Below are 18580 nucleotides of genomic sequence, written 5' to 3' on the forward strand. Positions count from 1 at the left end.
GGGGCGCGGGAGCGCCCATAATGTCGCGCATTATACGAGGCTGTGACGCCTGCGAACCGGATATTTAGGAGTCTTTTATGGCCGTCCCCCTTACCACCCTCGTCGAGGAAGCGGACCGCTACCTTGGCAGCCTGAAAATCGCCGACTACTGCCCAAATGGCCTGCAAGTCGAGGGCCGGCCCCAGGTGATGCGCATCGTCAGCGGCGTCACCGCCAGCCAGGCCCTGCTGGACGCCGCCGTCGAAGCCCAGGCCGACCTGATCCTGGTGCACCACGGGTATTTCTGGAAGGGTGAAAACCCCTGCGTCACCGGCATGAAGCAGCGCCGCCTGAAAACCTTGCTCAAGCACGACATCAGCCTGCTGGCCTACCACCTGCCATTGGACCTGCACCCAGAGGTAGGCAATAACGTGCAGCTTGCCAGGCAACTGGACATCACCGTCGAAGGCCCGCTGGACCCCGGCAATCCCAAAATCGTTGGCCTGGTCGGCTCGCTTGCCGAGCCGCTGTCACCGCGCGACTTTGCCCGTCGCGTGCAGGACGTGATGGGCCGTGAGCCACTGTTGATCGAAGGCGGCGAGATGATCCGCCGCGTCGGTTGGTGCACCGGAGGCGGCCAGGGTTACATCGACAACGCGATTGCCGCGGGCGTCGACTTGTTCATCAGCGGCGAAGCGTCCGAGCAGACCTTCCACAGCGCCCGCGAAAACGACATCAGCTTCATCGCCGCCGGCCATCACGCCACCGAGCGGTATGGCGTGCAGGCACTGGGCGATTACCTGGCGCGACGCTTTGCCCTGGAACATCTGTTCATCGATTGCCCCAACCCGATCTAAACCTGTCGCAGGGCACAATGTGGGAGGGGGCTTGCCCCCGATTGCGGTGTGTCAGTCAGCACCTATTTCACTGTTCCACCGCTATCGGGGGCAAGCCCCCTTCCACACTCGAGGCCAAACTCAGGGGTATATTCATATACCGTTTCGATCTAGTTGGCGCCCTGAATAGAAGCAGGTGCTGTGCTAGCATGCCCCGCTCGAACACGGCCCGCTGGCCGTCCACAAGATCGTTTTTCCGTGAGTAGCCATGGTCGACAAACTGACGCATCTGAAACAGCTGGAGGCGGAAAGCATCCACATCATCCGCGAGGTCGCCGCCGAGTTCGACAACCCGGTGATGCTCTACTCGATCGGTAAAGACTCCGCCGTGATGCTGCACCTGGCACGCAAGGCCTTCTTCCCGGGCAAATTGCCGTTTCCGGTGATGCACGTCGACACCCGCTGGAAATTCCAGGAGATGTACAGGTTCCGCGACAAAATGGTCGAGGAGCTGGGCCTGGACCTGATCACCCACGTCAACCCTGACGGTGTGGCGCAGGGCATCAACCCGTTCACCCACGGCAGCGCCAAGCACACCGACATCATGAAGACCGAAGGCCTCAAGCAGGCCCTGGACAAGCATGGTTTCGACGCTGCCTTTGGCGGCGCGCGTCGCGATGAAGAGAAATCCCGTGCCAAAGAGCGCGTGTATTCATTCCGCGACAGCAAGCACCGCTGGGACCCGAAGAACCAGCGCCCGGAGCTGTGGAACGTCTACAACGGCAACGTCAACAAGGGCGAGTCGATCCGCGTGTTCCCGCTGTCCAACTGGACCGAGCTGGACATCTGGCAGTACATCTACCTGGAAGGCATACCGATCGTGCCGTTGTATTTCGCCGCCGAGCGCGACGTGATCGAGAAGAACGGCACGTTGATCATGATCGACGACGACCGCATCCTCGAGCACCTGTCCGACGAAGACAAAGCCCGCATCGTCAAAAAGAAAGTCCGTTTCCGCACCCTTGGCTGCTACCCGTTGACGGGCGCGGTGGAGTCCGAAGCCGAGACGCTGACGGACATTATTCAGGAAATGCTCCTGACGCGAACTTCCGAGCGCCAGGGCCGGGTCATCGACCACGATGGCGCAGGCTCGATGGAAGATAAAAAACGTCAAGGGTACTTTTAAGCTTCGAGTTACAAGCGGCAAGCTGCAAGTTAAAGGCGGTATGCGTAATTTTGCAGTTTGGTGCTTGCAGCCGGTTGTTGCGAGCCGCTATTGAGTGACTCGTAATGGATTTCGAGAAGTTGGTTGTTTGGCAGAGAAGCAAATGTCTGGCGGTGGGAATTTATCGAGAGTTTGCGCAGTGTCGGGATTTTGGTTTCAAGGATCAGATTACCCGCTCGGCACTTTCGGTGCCCTCCAACATTGCTGAAGGCATGGAGCGTTGCAGTGCCAAAGAGAAGGTCCGTTTTCTTTGGATTGCTAAGGCTTCTTGTGGAGAGTTGCGTACGCAGATTCTCATCGGCAGCGACATCGCTTACATCGCTCAACCGCTGGCTGCCAACTGGATTACAGAAACTCGCGAGCTGTCTAAAATGCTTTGCGCCCTGATCAACAAAATTTCTGACTAGCTGTACGCCGACAAGCTTGCCGCTTGAAGCTTACAGCTCGGAGCTTGAACCCAATGAGCCATCAATCTGATTTGATCAGCGAGGACATCCTCGCCTATCTGGGCCAGCACGAGCGCAAGGAAATGTTGCGCTTCCTGACCTGTGGCAACGTCGACGACGGCAAGAGCACCCTGATCGGGCGCCTGCTGCACGACTCCAAGATGATCTACGAAGATCACCTGGAAGCCATCACCCGCGATTCGAAGAAATCCGGCACCACCGGCAATGACATCGACCTGGCCTTGCTGGTCGACGGCCTGCAGGCCGAGCGTGAGCAAGGCATCACCATTGATGTCGCCTACCGCTACTTCTCCACCGCCAAGCGCAAATTCATCATCGCCGACACCCCAGGCCACGAGCAGTACACCCGCAACATGGCCACCGGTGCGTCCACCTGTGACCTGGCGATCATCCTGATCGACGCCCGCTACGGCGTGCAGACCCAGACCCGGCGCCACAGCTTCATTGCCTCGCTGCTGGGCATCAAGCACATCGTGGTTGCCGTCAACAAGATGGACATCAACGGCTTTGACCAGCGCGTGTTCGAGTCGATCAAGGCCGATTACCTGAAGTTTGCCGACGGCATCGCCTTCAAGCCGAGCACCCTGGCCTTTGTGCCGATGTCGGCGCTCAAGGGTGACAACGTGGTGAACAAGAGCGAGCGGTCGCCCTGGTACACCGGCCAGTCGCTGATGGAGATCCTCGAAACCGTCGAGATCGCCAACGACCGCAACTACACCGACCTGCGTTTCCCGGTGCAGTACGTCAACCGCCCGAACCTGAACTTTCGTGGTTTTGCCGGCACCCTGGCCAGCGGCATCGTGCACAAGGGCGACGAAGTCGTGGTGCTGCCGTCGGGCAAGAGCAGCCGCGTCAAATCCATCGTCACGTTCGAGGGCGAGCTGGAGCACGCAGGTCCCGGTCAGGCGGTGACGCTGACCATGGAAGACGAGATCGATATCTCCCGTGGCGACCTGCTGGTACACGCCGACAACGTGCCGCAAGTGACCGACGCCTTCGACGCCATGCTGGTGTGGATGGCCGAAGAGCCGATGCTGCCGGGCAAGAAATATGACATCAAGCGCGCCACCAGCTACGTGCCGGGTTCCATCACCAGCATCGTGCACCGTGTGGACGTGAACACCCTGGCCGAAGGCCCGGCCAGTTCCCTGCAGTTGAATGAAATTGGTCGGGTCAAGGTCAGTCTCGATGCCGCCATTGCGCTGGATGGCTATGACAGCAACCGCACCACGGGCGCCTTCATCGTCATCGACCGTTTGACCAATGGCACTGTGGCTGCGGGCATGATCATCGCGCCACCGGTCAATCATGGCGGTTCTGCGCAGCACGGCAGCCTCGCGCATGTGGCTACCGAAGAACGTGCCCTGCGCTTCGGCCAGCAGCCAGCCACCGTGTTGTTCAGCGGCCTGTCCGGCGCCGGCAAGAGCACCTTGGCTTATGCGGTCGAGCGCAAGCTGTTCGACATGGGGCGTGCGGTGTTTGTACTGGACGGCCAGAACTTGCGTCACGACCTGAACAAAGGTCTGCCGCAGGACCGCGCCGGGCGTACCGAAAACTGGCGCCGCGCCGCTCACGTGGCGCGCCAGTTCAACGAGGCTGGCTTGCTGACCCTGGCTGCGTTCGTCGCCCCGGATGCCGAAGGCCGTGAGCAGGCGAAGGCGTTGATTGGTGCTGACCGTCTGCTGACCGTCTATGTGCAGGCTTCGCCGCTGGTGTGTGCCGAGCGTGATCCGCAAGGCTTGTACGCTGCCGGTGGCGATAACATCCCGGGCGAGTCGTTCCCGTACGACGTGCCGTTGAATGCCGATCTGGTGATCGACACCCAGAGCCTGTCGCTGGAAGACAGCGTCAAGCAGGTGCTGGAGTTGTTGCGCCAGCGTGGCGCGATCTAAGCCAGTACTCGGTCAAATGTGGGAGGGGGCTTGCCCCCGATTGCTGAGTGTCAGTCACTGCATCTTTTGACTGGCACACCGCAATCGGGGGCAAGCCCCCTCCCACATTTTGATTATCTTTTGTCTGGGAAATCGGTGTGCAGCTTGTCCAGCAATGCATCCTTGTCTTCCCACAGCTGGTTGATCCAACCCTGGAACGCCAACCGATACTCCCCATCCTGCTCATAATTCCTGCCAATAAACTCGGCCGGAATCCGCACTTCTTCGAACTGCACCACCACGTCCTTCACATTCCCGCACAGTAAGTCCCAATACCCCGGACGCCCGCCAGGGTAGTGAATGGTCACATTCACCAGTGACTTCAATTGCTCACCCATGGCATCCAGCACAAACGCGATTCCGCCGGCCTTGGGCTTGAGCAGATAGCGAAACGGTGAATTCTGTTGCGCATGCTTGCCCGGCGTGAACCGCGTGCCTTCGGCGAAGTTGAAGATGCCCACCGGGTTGTCGCGAAACTTCGCACAGGTCTTGCGCGTGGTTTCCAGGTCCTTGCCTTTCTTTTCCGGGTGTTTTTCCAGGTACGCCTTGCTGTAGCGCTTCATGAACGGAAAGCCCAGGGCCCACCACGCCAGGCCAATCACCGGCACCCAGATCAGTTCCTGTTTGAGAAAGAACTTCAGCGGGCGAATCCGCCGATTGAGTACGTATTGCAGCACCATGATGTCGACCCAGCTCTGGTGGTTGCTGGTCACCAGATAGGAATGCTGATAATCCAGGCCTTCAAGGCCGCTCAGGTGCCAGCGTGTGCGCCGTACCAGGTTCATCCAGCCCTTGTTGTTGGTGACCCAGGCCTCGTGGGTGTGATTCATCAGCCATTCGCTGAAGCGCTTGGCGAAGGGCAGCGCCTTGAACAGCGCGACGATAAACAGGAACGAGCACAGCAGGATCGTGTTCAGCGCCAGCAGCAGGGAAGCGATTACCCCGCGCACGGCGGCAGGTAGAAAATCCAGCATTTAGATATCCATAGGTCGGTTGGCGGCTTGGATCGCGGTGAGGGCGATGGTGTATACGATGTCATCCACCTGGGCGCCGCGTGGCAGGTCGTTGACCGGTTTGCGCAAGCCTTGGAGCATCGGCCCCAGGCTTACGCAATCGGCGCTGCGCTGCACGGCTTTGTAGGTGGTGTTGCCAGTGTTCAGATCGGGGAACACGAATACCGTAGCCTTGCCGGCGACCTGGCTGTTGGGCGCCAATTGCCGGGCCACGCTTTCATTGGCGGCCGCGTCGTATTGCAGCGGGCCGTCGATCAGCAGTGAGCTTTGCTGTTCGTGGGCGAGCAGGGTGGCCTCGCGGACTTTTTCCACTTCTTCGCCACTGGCCGAATCGCCGCTGGAATAACTGATCATCGCCACGCGCGGGGCGATGCCGAACGCGGCCGCCGAGTCGGCGCTTTGCAAGGCAATTTCCGCCAGCTCCGCAGCGCTGGGGTGCGGGTTCATCACACAGTCGCCGTACACCAGCACTTGCTCGGGGAACAACATGAAGAACACCGACGACACCAGGGTGCAGCCCGGTGCTGTTTTAATCAGCTGCAGGGCCGGGCGGATGGTGTTGGCGGTGGAATGGATAACGCCGGAGACCAGGCCGTCCACTTCGTCCAGGGCGAGCATCATGGTGGCGATCACCACGGTGTCTTCCAGCTGCTGCTCGGCCATCGGTGCGTTCAGGCTCTTGCTCTTGCGCAGTGCCACCATTGGCTCGACGTAGCGCTGGCGGATCAGGTCCGGGTCGAGAATCTCCAGGCCTTCGGGCAAATCGATGCCGTGGGCGCGAGCGACGGCTTCCACGTCCGCCGGCTTGGCCAGCAGCACGCAGCGCGCGATGCCCCGCGCCTGGCAGATCGCGGCGGCCTGCACGGTCAGCGGCTCGCTGCCTTCGGGCAACACGATGCGTTTATTGGCGGCCTGGGCGCGCTGGATCAACTGGTAGCGGAATACCGCAGGTGACAGGCGCATCTCCCGTGGTGTGCCGCAGCGTTGGTGCAGCCAGCGCGCATCGAGGTGGCTGGCGACGAAGTCGGTGATGATCTCCGCACGTTCGCGGTCATCGATGGGGATTTCCTTGTTGAGGCTATTGAGCTGGTTGGCGGTGTCGTAGGAACCGGTGCTCACCGACAGCACCGGCAACCCGGCCTGGAACGCACCGCGGCACAGGTCCATGATGCGCGGGTCGGGCAGGGTGTCGCTGGTCAGCAGCAGGCCGGCCAGCGGCACGCCGTTGATTGCAGCCAGGCTGACGGCGAGGATGATGTCGTCGCGATCGCCGGGTGTCACCACCAGCACGCCGGGCTTGAGCAGCTCCACGGTGTTGCGCATGGTGCGGGCGCAGATGATGATCTTGGTCATGCGCCGGGTTTCGTAGTCGCCGGCATTGAGAATCTGCGCGCCCATCAGGTCGGCCACGTCGCGGGTACGCGGCGCGTTGAGTTCGGGCTGGTAGGGAATGCAGCCGAGCAGGCGGAAATCACCGCTGCGCAACAACGGCGAGTGCTCCTTGAGACGCGCCGAGAAGGCCTCCATGCTTTCGTCGGTGCGCACTTTGTTGAGGATCACGCCGAGTACTTTCGGGTCTTTCGGGCCGCCGAACAATTGCGCCTGCAGTTCCACGCGACCGGACAGTTCGGTGAGCACTTCGTTTTCCGGGGCCGAGACCAGGATTACTTCGGCATCCAGGCTCTTGGCCAGGTGCAGGTTGACCCGGGCCGCATAACTGGCGCTGCGGGTCGGCACCATGCCTTCGACGATCAGCACATCCTTGCCCACGGCGGCTTGCTGGTACAGCGTGATGATTTCTTCGAGCAACTCATCCAGCTGGCCGTCGCCGAGCATGCGCTCGACATGGGCCAGGCCCAGGGGGTGGGGCGGTTTCAGGCCGTGGGTGCGCGCCACCAGTTCGGTGGAGCGCTCAGGGCCGGTATCGCCAGGATGTGGCTGGGCAATCGGTTTGAAAAAACCGACTTTCAGCCCGGCTCGTTCCAGGGTACGCACCAGCCCAAGGCTGATGGAGGTCAGGCCCACACCAAAATCGGTGGGCGCGATAAAAAAAGTCTGCATGCGAATTCTCTGGAGGTGCATGGCTGGGGTGGCGCTCTATGCTTGAGCGCCTACCGCGAATCAGGCGCCAAGGTTATCGTTATTCGTGCTGTTGCGCACACCAGCCGCAGGCAAAGGGTTGGCCTATTTTTTCAAGGCGTAGCGCGGGGTCGAGCACCCAGGCGCGCGACTGCCACGGCGGCTGGTGGCGCAGATGCTGGGTGTGGCCGCAGGACAGCTCGGCGACCCAGTGCAGGTCGTCGTCCTGGTGGAATCCGGTTATCGTCGAGACCGTTGGTCGGCCCCGTCCGTCCGGGTTCTGTTCGCTTTCGGGCAAATCCTTGTTTAGACTTGTCCGTTCTTCATTCTTATGCAAAAGGTCTCGCCCCATGACGATCGCCGCTAACAAGGCTGTCTCCATCGACTATACCCTGACCAACGACGCTGGTGAGGTCATCGACAGCTCAGCCGGCGGCGCGCCGCTGGTCTACCTGCAAGGCGCGGGTAACATCATCCCAGGCCTGGAAAAGGCGCTGGAAGGCAAGGCGGTTGGTGATGAACTGACCGTTGCCATAGAACCTGAAGATGCCTACGGCGAATACTCCGCCGAACTGGTCAGCACCTTGAGCCGCAGCATGTTCGAAGGTGTTGATGAGCTGGAAGTCGGCATGCAGTTCCACGCTTCCGCGCCGGACGGCCAAATGCAGATCGTGACCATCCGCGATCTGGACGGCGACGACGTGACCGTTGACGGTAACCACCCTCTGGCTGGCCAGCGCCTGAACTTCCAGGTGAAGATCGTTGCCATTCGCGACGCTTCCCAAGAAGAAGTGGCTCATGGCCACGTCCACGGTGAAGGCGGTCATCACCATTGATTGTGGTTTGATCAATCGGTAGCAAAAACGCCCCGACTGGTTCGGGGCGTTTTTTTATCTGAAATTCACCGCAATCCAAATGTGGGAGGGGGCTTGCCCCCGATGGCGGTGTGTCAGTCAAAGTATTTCTTACTGATACACCGCTATCGGGGGCAAGCCCCCTCCCACATTTTGATCTGTGTATTCCAGAAAACAAAAATGCCCCGGACCTTTCGGTACGGGGCATTTCTTAACTGTACGCAACCTGAGGTCGCGTGGCAGTTGTTACCACTTAGGCTGCAGCAGCAACGTTCAGAGCCTTGATGTGGCCATTCAGGCGGCTCTTATGACGAGCGGCCTTGTTCTTGTGGATGATGCCTTTATCGGCCATACGGTCGATAACTGGCACGGCCAGAACGTAAGCAGCTTGAGCTTTTTCAGCGTCTTTGGTGTCGATGGCTTTAACTACATTCTTGATGTAGGTACGAACCATGGAACGCAGGCTGGCGTTGTGGCTGCGACGCTTCTCAGCCTGTTTTGCACGTTTTTTGGCGGAAGGTGTGTTGGCCACCGTCGAGCTCCTCGAAAGACTTTTTAGGAAATAGCAAACAAAATAGGCCGCGAATCATGCCGATGACTTGATGGGTTGTCAAGGGCGGCTGATGCGAACTGCTGAGTGGTCGATCTGAAGAGGCGGGTGATTTATTTCCGGCGCTTGACCTGTAAACTCGCGAGCTTTGGCGCTGTGCTGTTGCAGGCGCGCAGTATCGCATAAGTAGGCGCTTTGTTCGCCTGCTCTTTATCTATAGGCGCAAACTCTTTCAATGAATCTGCTCAAATCGTTGGCCGCCGTCAGCTCTATCACGATGATTTCCCGGGTTTTGGGGTTTGTGCGTGACACCCTGCTGGCACGCATTTTTGGCGCCAGTATGGCCACGGATGCCTTCTTCATTGCCTTTAAACTGCCCAACCTGTTGCGCCGGATTTTCGCCGAAGGCGCGTTTTCCCAGGCCTTCGTGCCGATCCTGGCCGAATACAAGACGCAGCAGGGGGAGGAGGCGACCCGCACCTTTATCGCCTATGTCTCGGGCCTTCTGACGCTGGTGTTGATGCTGGTGACCGTGCTCGGCATGCTCGCCGCGCCCTGGGTGATCTGGGCCACGGCTCCCGGCTTTGCCAATACCCCGGAAAAGTTCGCACTGACCACTGATCTGCTGCGCGTGACCTTTCCTTATATATTGCTGATCTCGCTGTCATCGCTCGCCGGGGCGATTCTCAATACCTGGAACCGTTTCTCGGTGCCGGCCTTCGTGCCGACGCTGCTTAATGTCAGCATGATTATCTTCGCGCTGTTCCTTACGCCGTACTTCGATCCGCCGGTAATGGCCCTGGGGTGGGCCGTCCTGGCTGGCGGCCTGGCACAATTGCTCTACCAACTGCCGCATTTGAAAAAGATCGGCATGCTTGTACTGCCCCGGCTGAACCTCAAGGACACCGGCGTCTGGCGCGTGATGCGCAATATGCTGCCGGCTATCCTCGGCGTGTCGGTGAGTCAGATCTCCCTGATCATCAATACGGCGTTCGCGTCGTTGCTGGTGTCCGGGTCGGTGTCGTGGATGTACTACGCCGACCGCCTGATGGAATTGCCGTCCGGCGTGCTCGGGGTGGCCTTGGGCACCATTTTGCTGCCGACCCTGGCGCGCACCTATGCGAGCAAGGACCGCCAGGAATACTCGCGCATTCTCGACTGGGGCCTGCGCCTGTGCTTCCTGCTGGTGCTGCCATGCTCCCTGGCCCTGGGAATCCTGGCCGAACCCCTGACGGTCTCGCTGTTTCAATACGGGCAATTCGATGCGCACGACGCCCTGATGACCCAGCATGCTCTGGTGGCTTACTCCGTGGGTTTGCTCGGCATTATCGTGATCAAAGTGCTGGCGCCGGGCTTCTATGCCCAACAAAACATCCGCACACCGGTGAAGATCGCGATTTTCACACTGGTCGTCACGCAACTGCTCAACCTGGTGTTTATCGGCCCGCTGGCCCATGCCGGCCTGGCGCTCGCGATCAGTGCCGGTGCCTGTATCAATGCCGGCCTGCTGTTTTATCAACTGCGCAAGCAGCAGATGTACCAGCCGCAGCCTGGCTGGGGGGCGTTCACCCTCAAGTTGCTGGTGGCGGTCGCCGCGATGTCGGCCGTGTTGATTGGGCTGATGCACGTGATGCCGGCCTGGGACCAGGGCCATATGCTGGAGCGCTTCATGCGCCTGGGCGTGCTGGTAGTGGCTGGCGTGGTGGTGTACTTCGGGATGTTGCTGCTGCAGGGTTTCCGCCTGCGCGATTTCAATCGCAAGTCGCTGGGGTAGAGAGTTTGCCGCGATAAAACGGCTGTTTTATCGAATCGATCCATTTGGCCTGCGGTGTTGCCTGTCGTCCGGGGCCGGGTGTGGTTATAATCGACCACTTTATGAGCAAGAAGCGCGTTATGCAGCTGGTTCGAGGTCTCCACAACCTGCGCCCCGAGCACCGGGGCTGCGTCGCCACTATTGGCAACTTTGACGGTGTTCACCGTGGCCACCAGGCTATCCTGGCCAGGCTGCGCGAGCGTGCGGTCGAGTTGGGCGTGCCCAGCTGCGTGGTGATTTTTGAGCCGCAGCCGCGGGAGTTCTTCACCCCGGAAACGGCACCGGCCCGGCTGGCCCGCCTGCGAGACAAGCTGCAACTGTTGGCTGAAGAAGGCGTAGACCGCGTCCTCTGCCTGGCTTTCAACCAGCGTCTGCAAAGCCTTAGCGCTGCCGAGTTTGTCGACCGCATCCTCGTCGATGGTCTCGGCGTGCAGCATTTGGAGGTCGGCGACGACTTTCGTTTCGGTTGCGACCGCGTCGGCGATTTCGATTTCCTGCAACACGCCGGCGTCAACCAGGGTTTTACCGTCGAAGCCGCGCAAACCGTCGAACTGGACGGCCTGCGCGTGAGCAGTACCCAGGTGCGTAACGCCCTGGCCGCTGCCGACTTCGCCTTGGCCGAGCGTTTGCTCGGTCGCCCGTTCCGCATTGCCGGGCGGGTACTGCACGGCCAGAAGCTGGCGCGCCAACTGGGTACGCCAACCGCCAACGTGCAACTCAAGCGCCGTCGTGTGCCGCTGACCGGGGTTTACCTGGTGAGTGTCGATATCGACGGCCAATCGTGGCCGGGAGTCGCCAACATAGGCGTCAGGCCCACGGTTGCAGGTGATGGCAAGGCCCACCTGGAAGTTCATCTTTTGGATTTTGCCGGTGACTTGTATGACCGGCGTTTAACGGTGGTTTTCCACCAGAAGCTGCGTGAAGAGCAGCGTTTCGCCTCCCTTGAGGCGTTGAAAACGGCGATCAATGCGGATGTCGCCGCCGCCCGTGCACTAGCCGCACCTAGCGCCCATCGCTAACCGAAGAGCCTTAAATGACCGACTATAAAGCCACGCTAAACCTTCCGGACACCGCCTTCCCAATGAAGGCCGGCCTGCCACAGCGCGAACCGCAGATCCTGCAGCGCTGGGACAGTATTGGCCTGTACGGAAAGTTGCGCGAAATTGGCAAGGATCGTCCGAAGTTCGTCCTGCACGACGGCCCTCCTTACGCCAACGGCACCATTCACATCGGTCACGCGCTGAACAAGATTCTCAAGGACATGATCCTGCGTTCGAAAACCCTGTCGGGCTTCGACGCGCCGTATGTCCCGGGTTGGGACTGCCACGGCCTGCCGATCGAACACAAAGTCGAAGTGACCTACGGCAAGAACCTGGGCGCGGATAAAACCCGCGAACTGTGCCGTGCCTACGCCACCGAGCAGATCGAAGGGCAGAAGTCCGAATTCATCCGCCTGGGTGTCCTGGGCGAGTGGGACAACCCGTACAAGACCATGAACTTCAAGAACGAGGCCGGTGAAATCCGCGCCCTGGCCGAAATCGTCAAGGGCGGTTTCGTGTTCAAGGGCCTCAAGCCCGTGAACTGGTGCTTTGACTGCGGTTCGGCCCTGGCCGAGGCGGAAGTCGAGTACGAGGACAAGAAGTCCTCGACCATCGACGTGGCCTTCCCGGTTGCCGATGAGGCCAAGCTCGCCGAGGCCTTTGGCCTGGCATCGCTGGCCAAGCCGGCGGCCATCGTGATCTGGACCACCACGCCATGGACCATCCCGGCCAACCAGGCGCTGAACGTGCACCCCGAGTTCACCTACGCGCTGGTGGACGTTGGCGATCGCCTGCTGGTGCTGGCCGAAGAAATGGTCGAGTCGTGCCTGGCGCGTTACGAGCTGCAAGGTTCGGTGATCGCCACCACTACCGGCTCCGCGCTGGAACTGATCACCTTCCGTCATCCGTTCTACGACCGCCTGTCGCCGGTGTACCTGGCTGACTACGTCGAACTGGGTTCCGGCACCGGCGTGGTTCACTCCGCGCCTGCCTACGGTGTGGACGACTTCGTGACCTGCAAAGCCTACGGCATGGTCAACGACGACATCCTCAACCCGGTGCAGAGCAATGGCGTGTACGCGCCGTCGCTGGAGTTCTTCGGCGGCCAGTTCATCTTCAAGGCCAACGAGCCGATCATCGACAAGTTGCGCGAAGTCGGTTCGCTGTTGCACACCGAAACTATCAAGCACAGCTACATGCACTGCTGGCGCCACAAGACCCCGTTGATCTACCGCGCCACCGCGCAGTGGTTTATCGGCATGGACAAAGAGCCGACCCGCGGCGAAACCCTGCGCATACGCTCGCTCAAGGCCGTCGAAGGCACCAAGTTCGTCCCGGCCTGGGGCCAGGCGCGCCTGCACTCGATGATCGCCAACCGTCCGGACTGGTGCATCTCCCGCCAGCGTAACTGGGGCGTGCCGATCCCGTTCTTCCTGAACAAGGAAAGCGGCGAACTGCACCCGCGCACCGTCGAACTCATGGAGGTCGTGGCCCAGCGCGTTGAGCAGGAAGGCATCGAAGCCTGGTTCAAGATGGACGCTGCCGAACTGCTCGGTGATGAAGCGCCGCAGTACGACAAGATCAGCGACACCCTCGACGTATGGTTCGACTCGGGCACCACCCACTGGCACGTGCTGCGCGGTTCGCACCCGATGGGCCACGAGACCGGCCCGCGTGCCGACCTGTACCTGGAAGGTTCGGACCAGCACCGTGGCTGGTTCCACTCGTCGCTGCTGACCGGTTGCGCCATCGACAACCACGCGCCGTACCGGGAGCTGTTGACCCACGGCTTCACCGTCGACGAAAACGGCCGCAAGATGTCCAAGTCGTTGAAGAACGTGATCGAGCCGAAAAAGATCAACGAGACCCTGGGCGCCGATATCATGCGTCTGTGGGTCGCTTCGACCGATTACTCGGGCGAGATCGCCGTCTCCGACCAGATCCTGGCCCGCAGCGCCGATGCCTACCGTCGCATCCGTAATACCGCGCGCTTCCTGCTGTCGAACCTGACCGGTTTCAACCCGGCCACCGACCTGCTGCCGGCCGAAGACATGCTCGCCCTCGACCGTTGGGCCGTGGACCGCGCTCTGTTGCTGCAGCGCGAGTTGCAGGAACACTACGGCGAGTACCGCTTCTGGAATGTCTACTCCAAGATCCACAACTTCTGCGTGCAGGAGCTCGGTGGTTTCTACCTCGACATCATCAAGGACCGCCAGTACACCACCGGTGCCAACAGCAAGGCGCGCCGCTCGGCGCAGACCGCGCTGTACCACATCAGCGAAGCGCTGGTGCGCTGGATCGCACCGATCCTCGCGTTCACCGCCGACGAATTGTGGGAGTACCTGCCGGGTGAGCGTAACGAGTCCGTCATGCTCAACACCTGGTACGAAGGCTTGACCGAACTGCCGGCCGACTTCGAACTGGGCCGCGAGTACTGGGAAGGCGTGATGGCCGTGAAGGTTGCGGTGAACAAGGAGCTGGAAGTGCAGCGCGCGGCCAAGGCCGTGGGTGGCAACCTGCAAGCCGAAGTCACCCTGTTTGCCGAGGACGGCCTGACCGCCGACCTCGCCAAGCTGAGCAACGAACTGCGCTTTGTGTTGATCACCTCCACCGCAAGCCTGGCCCCCTTCGCCCACGCTCCGGCAGATGCCGTGGCGACCGATGTGCCGGGCTTGAAGCTCAAGGTGGTCAAGTCGGCCTTCCCTAAATGCGCCCGTTGCTGGCACTGCCGTGAAGATGTCGGCGTGAACCCCGAGCATCCGGAAATCTGCGGTCGTTGCGTTGATAACATCAGCGGCGAAGGCGAGGTTCGTCACTATGCCTAACTCTGCCAGTCGTTTCGGGCGTCTTGGCTGGCTTGTATTGAGCGTGCTGGTCCTGGTCATCGACCAGGTCAGCAAGGCTCATTTCGAAGGCAGCCTGGAGATGTTCCAGCAAATCGTGGTGATCCCGGATTACTTCAGTTGGACCCTGGCCTACAACACCGGCGCCGCTTTCAGCTTCCTCGCCGATGGCGGTGGCTGGCAGCGCTGGCTGTTCGCGCTGATCGCCGTTGTGGTCAGTGCGGTGCTGGTGGTCTGGCTCAAGCGCCTGGGCCGGGACGACACCTGGCTGGCGATCGCGCTGGCACTGGTGCTGGGCGGCGCGCTGGGTAACCTGTACGACCGCATTGCCCTGGGCCATGTGATCGACTTCATCCTGGTGCATTGGCAGAACCGCCATTACTTCCCGGCGTTCAACTTCGCCGACAGCGCTATCACCGTCGGTGCAATCATGCTGGCGCTGGACATGTTCAAGAGCAAGAAAACCGGAGAGACCGTCAATGACTGATCAGGTATTGGCTGAGCAACGCATCGGCCAGAACACGGAAGTCACTTTGCATTTCGCATTGCGCCTGGAGAATGGCGACACGGTCGACAGCACCTTCGACAAAGCCCCTGCTACCTTCAAGGTCGGTGACGGCAACCTGTTGCCGGGGTTTGAAGCGGCTCTGTTCGGCTTCAAGGCCGGCGATAAGCGTACCCTGCAGATTCTGCCGGAAAACGCCTTCGGCCAGCCCAACCCGCAAAATGTGCAGATCATCGCGCGTTCGCAGTTCGAAGGCATGGACCTGTCGGAAGGCCTGCTGGTGATCTTCAATGATGCGGCGAATACGGAATTGCCCGGTGTGGTCAAAGCCTTCGATGACACGCAAGTGACCATCGACTTCAACCATCCGTTGGCCGGCAAGACACTGACCTTTGACGTCGAGATCATCAACGTCAAAGCGCTCTAACTGACGATTTCAGCCTATTGTAGGAGCGAGCTTGCTCGCGAAGGTCTTCAACGATAATCCTGGCATCCTGCATGATCGCGGTGCCTGTGAAATTTTCGCGAGCAAGCTCGCTCCTACATGGCAAGACACGAGGCACAGCATGCAAATCAAACTCGCCAACCCCCGTGGCTTCTGTGCCGGTGTGGACCGGGCGATCGAAATCGTCAACCGCGCCCTGGAAGTTTTCGGGCCGCCGATTTACGTGCGGCATGAAGTCGTTCACAACAAATTCGTGGTTGAAGATCTGCGTGCTCGCGGCGCCATCTTCGTCGAAGAACTCGACCAGGTGCCTGACGATGTCATCGTTATCTTCAGTGCCCACGGTGTTTCCCAGGCGGTGCGCACCGAAGCGTCCGGCCGTGGCCTGAAAGTGTTCGATGCCACATGCCCGCTGGTGACCAAGGTGCACATCGAGGTGGCGCGCTACAGCCGTGATGGTCGTGAGTGCATTCTGATCGGCCACGCCGGTCATCCGGAAGTCGAAGGCACCATGGGCCAGTACGACGCCAGCAATGGCGGCGCCATCTATCTGGTGGAAGACGAAAAAGACGTCGCCAACTTGCACGTGCAGAACCCGGAGCGCTTGGCGTTCGTTACCCAGACTACCTTGTCCATGGACGACACCAGTCGCGTTATCGATGCGCTGCGCACGCGATTCCCGGCCATTGGCGGCCCACGCAAAGACGACATCTGCTACGCCACGCAAAACCGCCAGGACGCGGTCAAGCAACTGGCCGATGAGTGTGATGTAGTGCTGGTGGTCGGCAGCCCCAATAGCTCCAACTCCAATCGCTTGCGAGAGCTGGCCGAGCGTATGGCGACACCGGCGTACCTGATCGACGGCGCCGAGGATATGCAGCGTAGCTGGTTCGACGGCGTCGAGCGCATCGGCATCACGGCGGGCGCCTCGGCCCCGGAAGTCCTGGTGCGTGGCGTCATCCAGCAATTGCACGCCTGGGGGGCCACCGGCGCCGATGAATTGGCGGGGCGCGAAGAAAATATTACGTTTTCGATGCCCAAGGAATTGCGGGTGCGCTCGCTGCTCTGAACCCCTGGCGGCTTGATTAACCGCGGCATAATGCCTGCTCGGTCTTGTCACTGCGCAGGCTGACACGCCCGCTCGGCGCCAGCACCACCTGATACAGGCTCTGCGCGTGCATCGTGTCGCACACATGCACGGTGCCGGCACGAAACCCGCCGCCGGCAAACACCGGTTCTCCCAAAGCGTTGAAACGGACCTGGCTGCTGACCGGGCCATTACCTGCCATCGGCACACGCCCGCTGTCCTGTCGCTCCAGTAGCACCGGATTCTCGTCATCCAGATGGCCGCGACCACTGATATCCAGGATCACCCGCCACCCTTGGCTCCAGTCTTGCTCCCGCGCGTGGATGACCACTGCACGACTGCGTGTGATCGCCTCCGTGCGCGCATAACGCAGCCCGTCGGCCAGTGACTGGGCCACGCTTTGTTGCTGCTGCGATGCCAGCAACCCCTTGAAGCCGGGTAGGGCCAGTTGCGCCAGGACGCCCGTCACGACCAGCCCCAGCAGTAATTCAATCAAGGTGAACCCTCGTTGTGTCATGTGCGCCCCTCCGTGGATGCGGGTTGATCTTCAAGTGACAGGCATAGGTATAGCGTTTGGGCCCTGATGTTGAATGATGGCCTTTACGTCCAATGTATTTCCCTTTGTTCCGATAGCGGCAGCCGCCAAAAACCGGCGCTAGTCTTGGGGGCGTGCAGCAGGGTTCTGCTGTTTTTCTAAGGCCTTCGACATGGATGACGACGGTAATGCCTTTCTGCCGGAACACCTTATTTCTACGCGCAGTTCTTCGACCTCAATCCGGCATGACCCTGATCGAGGTACTGGTAGCGGTACTGGTCCTGGCTCTCGGGCTGCTGGGTGCCGCGGCTATCCAGCTCAACGCGCTCAAATACACTGACAGTGCACGGATGACCAGCCAGGCCAGTTTCATTGCCTACGACATGCTCGATCGAATTCGCGCCAATGCCGGGGTCGATTACGCCTGGGCCCAAGCCGAGCGCGCGCCGCCCAGCACCTCGACCGCCAGCGTGCGCGACCTGGACTTGCATGATTTCGAAGCCAATATCACAGGTTTTGCCGGCAAGGACGCCAAAGGTGCCGTGGCGGTCAGCGGCAATGAAGTCACTATCAGCATCAGTTGGGCGGACACCCGGGCGGCGAGCAGCCTGGGTGCGCGGCAAACCTTCACCCTGACCAGCCGTATCGCCAATGGCCAAGGCAGCTTGCAATGATCCGTCCTGCACGTGGTTTCGGGTTGGTGGAGTTGCTGCTGGCGCTGGCTGTCGGGCTGGTGCTGATCCTTGGCGCAAGCCAGGTGCTGATCGGTTCGCGGCTGACCCAGGCCAGCCAGCAGGCCGCTATGGTGCTGCAGGATGATGCCCGATTCGTCCTGAGCAAGTTGGTCCTGGATATTCGCCAGGCAGGCATGCTGGGGTGTTTGGCCCCGGCTTTTATCGACAATGCCCCGGCGACCTTTGATCGGCCGATTGACTGGGAAATGTCGGCAAGCGCGACGTCACTGACGCTGGTGACCGCCAATGCCGGCGACGGTGCCGGCAAGCCAGACTGGACGGTGGTGTCCGACTGCAAGGACGCGGCACAGGCTCACGCCGGCGCACCGCCTGCGATCGCGCCCGGCCAGATTCGGTTTGCCATCCGTGAGCTCACCTACACCTATGAGGCGGGGCAGTTGAAGATCAGTACCCCGTCGGTACCGGCCAAGGCAGTGCTGATAGATAACGTGCGGGCCTTCGAGATCAGTTTCGGGGTAGCGGCCAGGCCTGAATCGACGGACGTGGCGCGCTACGACAGCCACCCGGCCGACGCATCGTTGATCCGCAGCGTGCGCATCCGCATGACCCTGCGTGACCCGACCGGACGAGTGAAGGATCAGGCCTACAGCGTCGTGGCCGCACTGCGCAACCGGCTGGCGTAG

18 protein-coding genes are annotated in these 18580 nt (G+C 60.7%); 13 read left to right on the forward strand and 5 right to left on the reverse strand.

The features are described from left to right. Positions 1-77 precede the first annotated feature (77 nt). From PspCFBP13528_RS03845 to cysN, 4 genes are all read left to right on the forward strand, one after another. The gene (locus tag PspCFBP13528_RS03845; protein ID WP_065950624.1) at positions 78-836 is read left to right on the forward strand and encodes a Nif3-like dinuclear metal center hexameric protein; all 759 of its coding nucleotides are present in this window, start codon (positions 78-80) and stop codon (positions 834-836) included. Between the two features lie 247 nt (positions 837-1083). Continuing rightward, positions 1084-2001 carry a sulfate adenylyltransferase subunit CysD gene (gene cysD / locus PspCFBP13528_RS03855; RefSeq protein WP_017529888.1) on the forward strand — a complete coding sequence of 306 codons (918 nt, stop codon included), beginning with the start codon at positions 1084-1086 and terminating at the stop codon, positions 1999-2001. 104 nt (positions 2002-2105) lie between these two features. Then, complete coding sequence (locus PspCFBP13528_RS03860; protein ID WP_065950625.1) at positions 2106-2447, forward strand: four helix bundle protein; 342 nt, start codon at positions 2106-2108, stop codon at positions 2445-2447. 53 nt (positions 2448-2500) lie between these two features. Then, complete coding sequence (gene cysN, locus PspCFBP13528_RS03865) at positions 2501-4399, forward strand: sulfate adenylyltransferase subunit CysN (protein WP_137199676.1); 1899 nt, start codon at positions 2501-2503, stop codon at positions 4397-4399. Positions 4400-4512: 113 nt separating this feature from the next. Here cysN and PspCFBP13528_RS03870 read toward each other — a convergent pair whose 3' ends face one another. The 3 genes from PspCFBP13528_RS03870 to PspCFBP13528_RS03880 form a co-directional block, all read right to left on the reverse strand. Beyond that, complete coding sequence (locus tag PspCFBP13528_RS03870) at positions 4513-5412, reverse strand: acyltransferase (protein WP_137199677.1); 900 nt, start codon at positions 5410-5412, stop codon at positions 4513-4515. Next, positions 5413-7512: a phosphate acetyltransferase gene (gene pta / locus PspCFBP13528_RS03875; RefSeq protein ID WP_065950628.1), complete on the reverse strand. Its 2100-nt coding sequence runs from the start codon at positions 7510-7512 to the stop codon at positions 5413-5415. A 79-nt stretch (positions 7513-7591) separates the two neighbouring features. Beyond that, a complete protein-coding gene (locus PspCFBP13528_RS03880) occupies positions 7592-7882 on the reverse strand; it encodes a DUF3565 domain-containing protein (RefSeq protein WP_101218191.1) in 291 nt (96 codons plus the stop codon). On the opposite strand from PspCFBP13528_RS03880, the gene PspCFBP13528_RS03885 reads away from it, so the two are divergent. Beyond that, positions 7881-8366, forward strand: coding sequence for a peptidylprolyl isomerase (locus PspCFBP13528_RS03885; protein WP_065950630.1), 486 nt, complete (start codon positions 7881-7883; stop codon positions 8364-8366). The two genes, PspCFBP13528_RS03880 and PspCFBP13528_RS03885, sit on opposite strands and share 2 nt — an antisense overlap. A gap of 271 nt (positions 8367-8637) precedes the next feature. Here the strand turns inward: PspCFBP13528_RS03885 and rpsT are convergent, their stop codons facing one another. After that, positions 8638-8916, reverse strand: a complete 279-nt coding sequence (gene rpsT, locus PspCFBP13528_RS03890) for a 30S ribosomal protein S20 (protein WP_003171647.1) — start codon at positions 8914-8916, stop codon at positions 8638-8640. A gap of 253 nt (positions 8917-9169) precedes the next feature. Between rpsT and murJ the strand changes: the two genes are divergently transcribed. The 6 genes from murJ (at position 9170) to ispH (ending at position 16649) form a co-directional block, all read left to right on the forward strand. Next, positions 9170-10708, forward strand: coding sequence for a murein biosynthesis integral membrane protein MurJ (murJ, locus tag PspCFBP13528_RS03895; protein WP_065950631.1), 1539 nt, complete (start codon positions 9170-9172; stop codon positions 10706-10708). Positions 10709-10827: 119 nt separating this feature from the next. Continuing rightward, a complete protein-coding gene (gene ribF / locus PspCFBP13528_RS03900) occupies positions 10828-11766 on the forward strand; it encodes a bifunctional riboflavin kinase/FAD synthetase (RefSeq protein ID WP_065888011.1) in 939 nt (312 codons plus the stop codon). A gap of 14 nt (positions 11767-11780) precedes the next feature. Then, a complete protein-coding gene (gene ileS, locus PspCFBP13528_RS03905; protein WP_137199678.1) occupies positions 11781-14612 on the forward strand; it encodes an isoleucine--tRNA ligase in 2832 nt (943 codons plus the stop codon). Continuing rightward, a complete protein-coding gene (gene lspA / locus PspCFBP13528_RS03910) occupies positions 14605-15117 on the forward strand; it encodes a signal peptidase II (RefSeq protein ID WP_065950633.1) in 513 nt (170 codons plus the stop codon). The genes ileS and lspA overlap by 8 nt, the downstream gene beginning before the upstream one ends. Before the next feature lie 7 nt (positions 15118-15124). Next, entirely contained in the window at positions 15125-15562 is a 438-nt protein-coding gene (locus PspCFBP13528_RS03915) for a peptidylprolyl isomerase (protein ID WP_175413270.1), read from the forward strand. Between the two features lie 139 nt (positions 15563-15701). Beyond that, on the forward strand, positions 15702-16649 hold the full coding sequence (gene ispH, locus PspCFBP13528_RS03920; RefSeq protein ID WP_065950635.1) for a 4-hydroxy-3-methylbut-2-enyl diphosphate reductase: 948 nt from the start codon (positions 15702-15704) through the stop codon (positions 16647-16649). 16 nt (positions 16650-16665) lie between these two features. Here ispH and PspCFBP13528_RS03925 read toward each other — a convergent pair whose 3' ends face one another. Beyond that, a complete protein-coding gene (locus PspCFBP13528_RS03925; protein ID WP_065950636.1) occupies positions 16666-17184 on the reverse strand; it encodes a GspH/FimT family protein in 519 nt (172 codons plus the stop codon). Positions 17185-17390: 206 nt separating this feature from the next. Here PspCFBP13528_RS03925 and pilV point away from each other — a divergent pair, with 206 nt between their 5' ends. Beyond that, complete coding sequence (gene pilV, locus PspCFBP13528_RS03930; RefSeq protein WP_065950637.1) at positions 17391-17876, forward strand: type IV pilus modification protein PilV; 486 nt, start codon at positions 17391-17393, stop codon at positions 17874-17876. Continuing rightward, complete coding sequence (locus tag PspCFBP13528_RS03935) at positions 17873-18580, forward strand: prepilin-type N-terminal cleavage/methylation domain-containing protein (RefSeq protein ID WP_137199679.1); 708 nt, start codon at positions 17873-17875, stop codon at positions 18578-18580. The genes pilV and PspCFBP13528_RS03935 overlap by 4 nt, the downstream gene beginning before the upstream one ends.

Source organism: Pseudomonas sp. CFBP13528, from assembly GCF_005233615.1.
Taxonomy (GTDB): Bacteria; Pseudomonadota; Gammaproteobacteria; order Pseudomonadales; family Pseudomonadaceae; genus Aquipseudomonas; species Aquipseudomonas fluorescens_AM.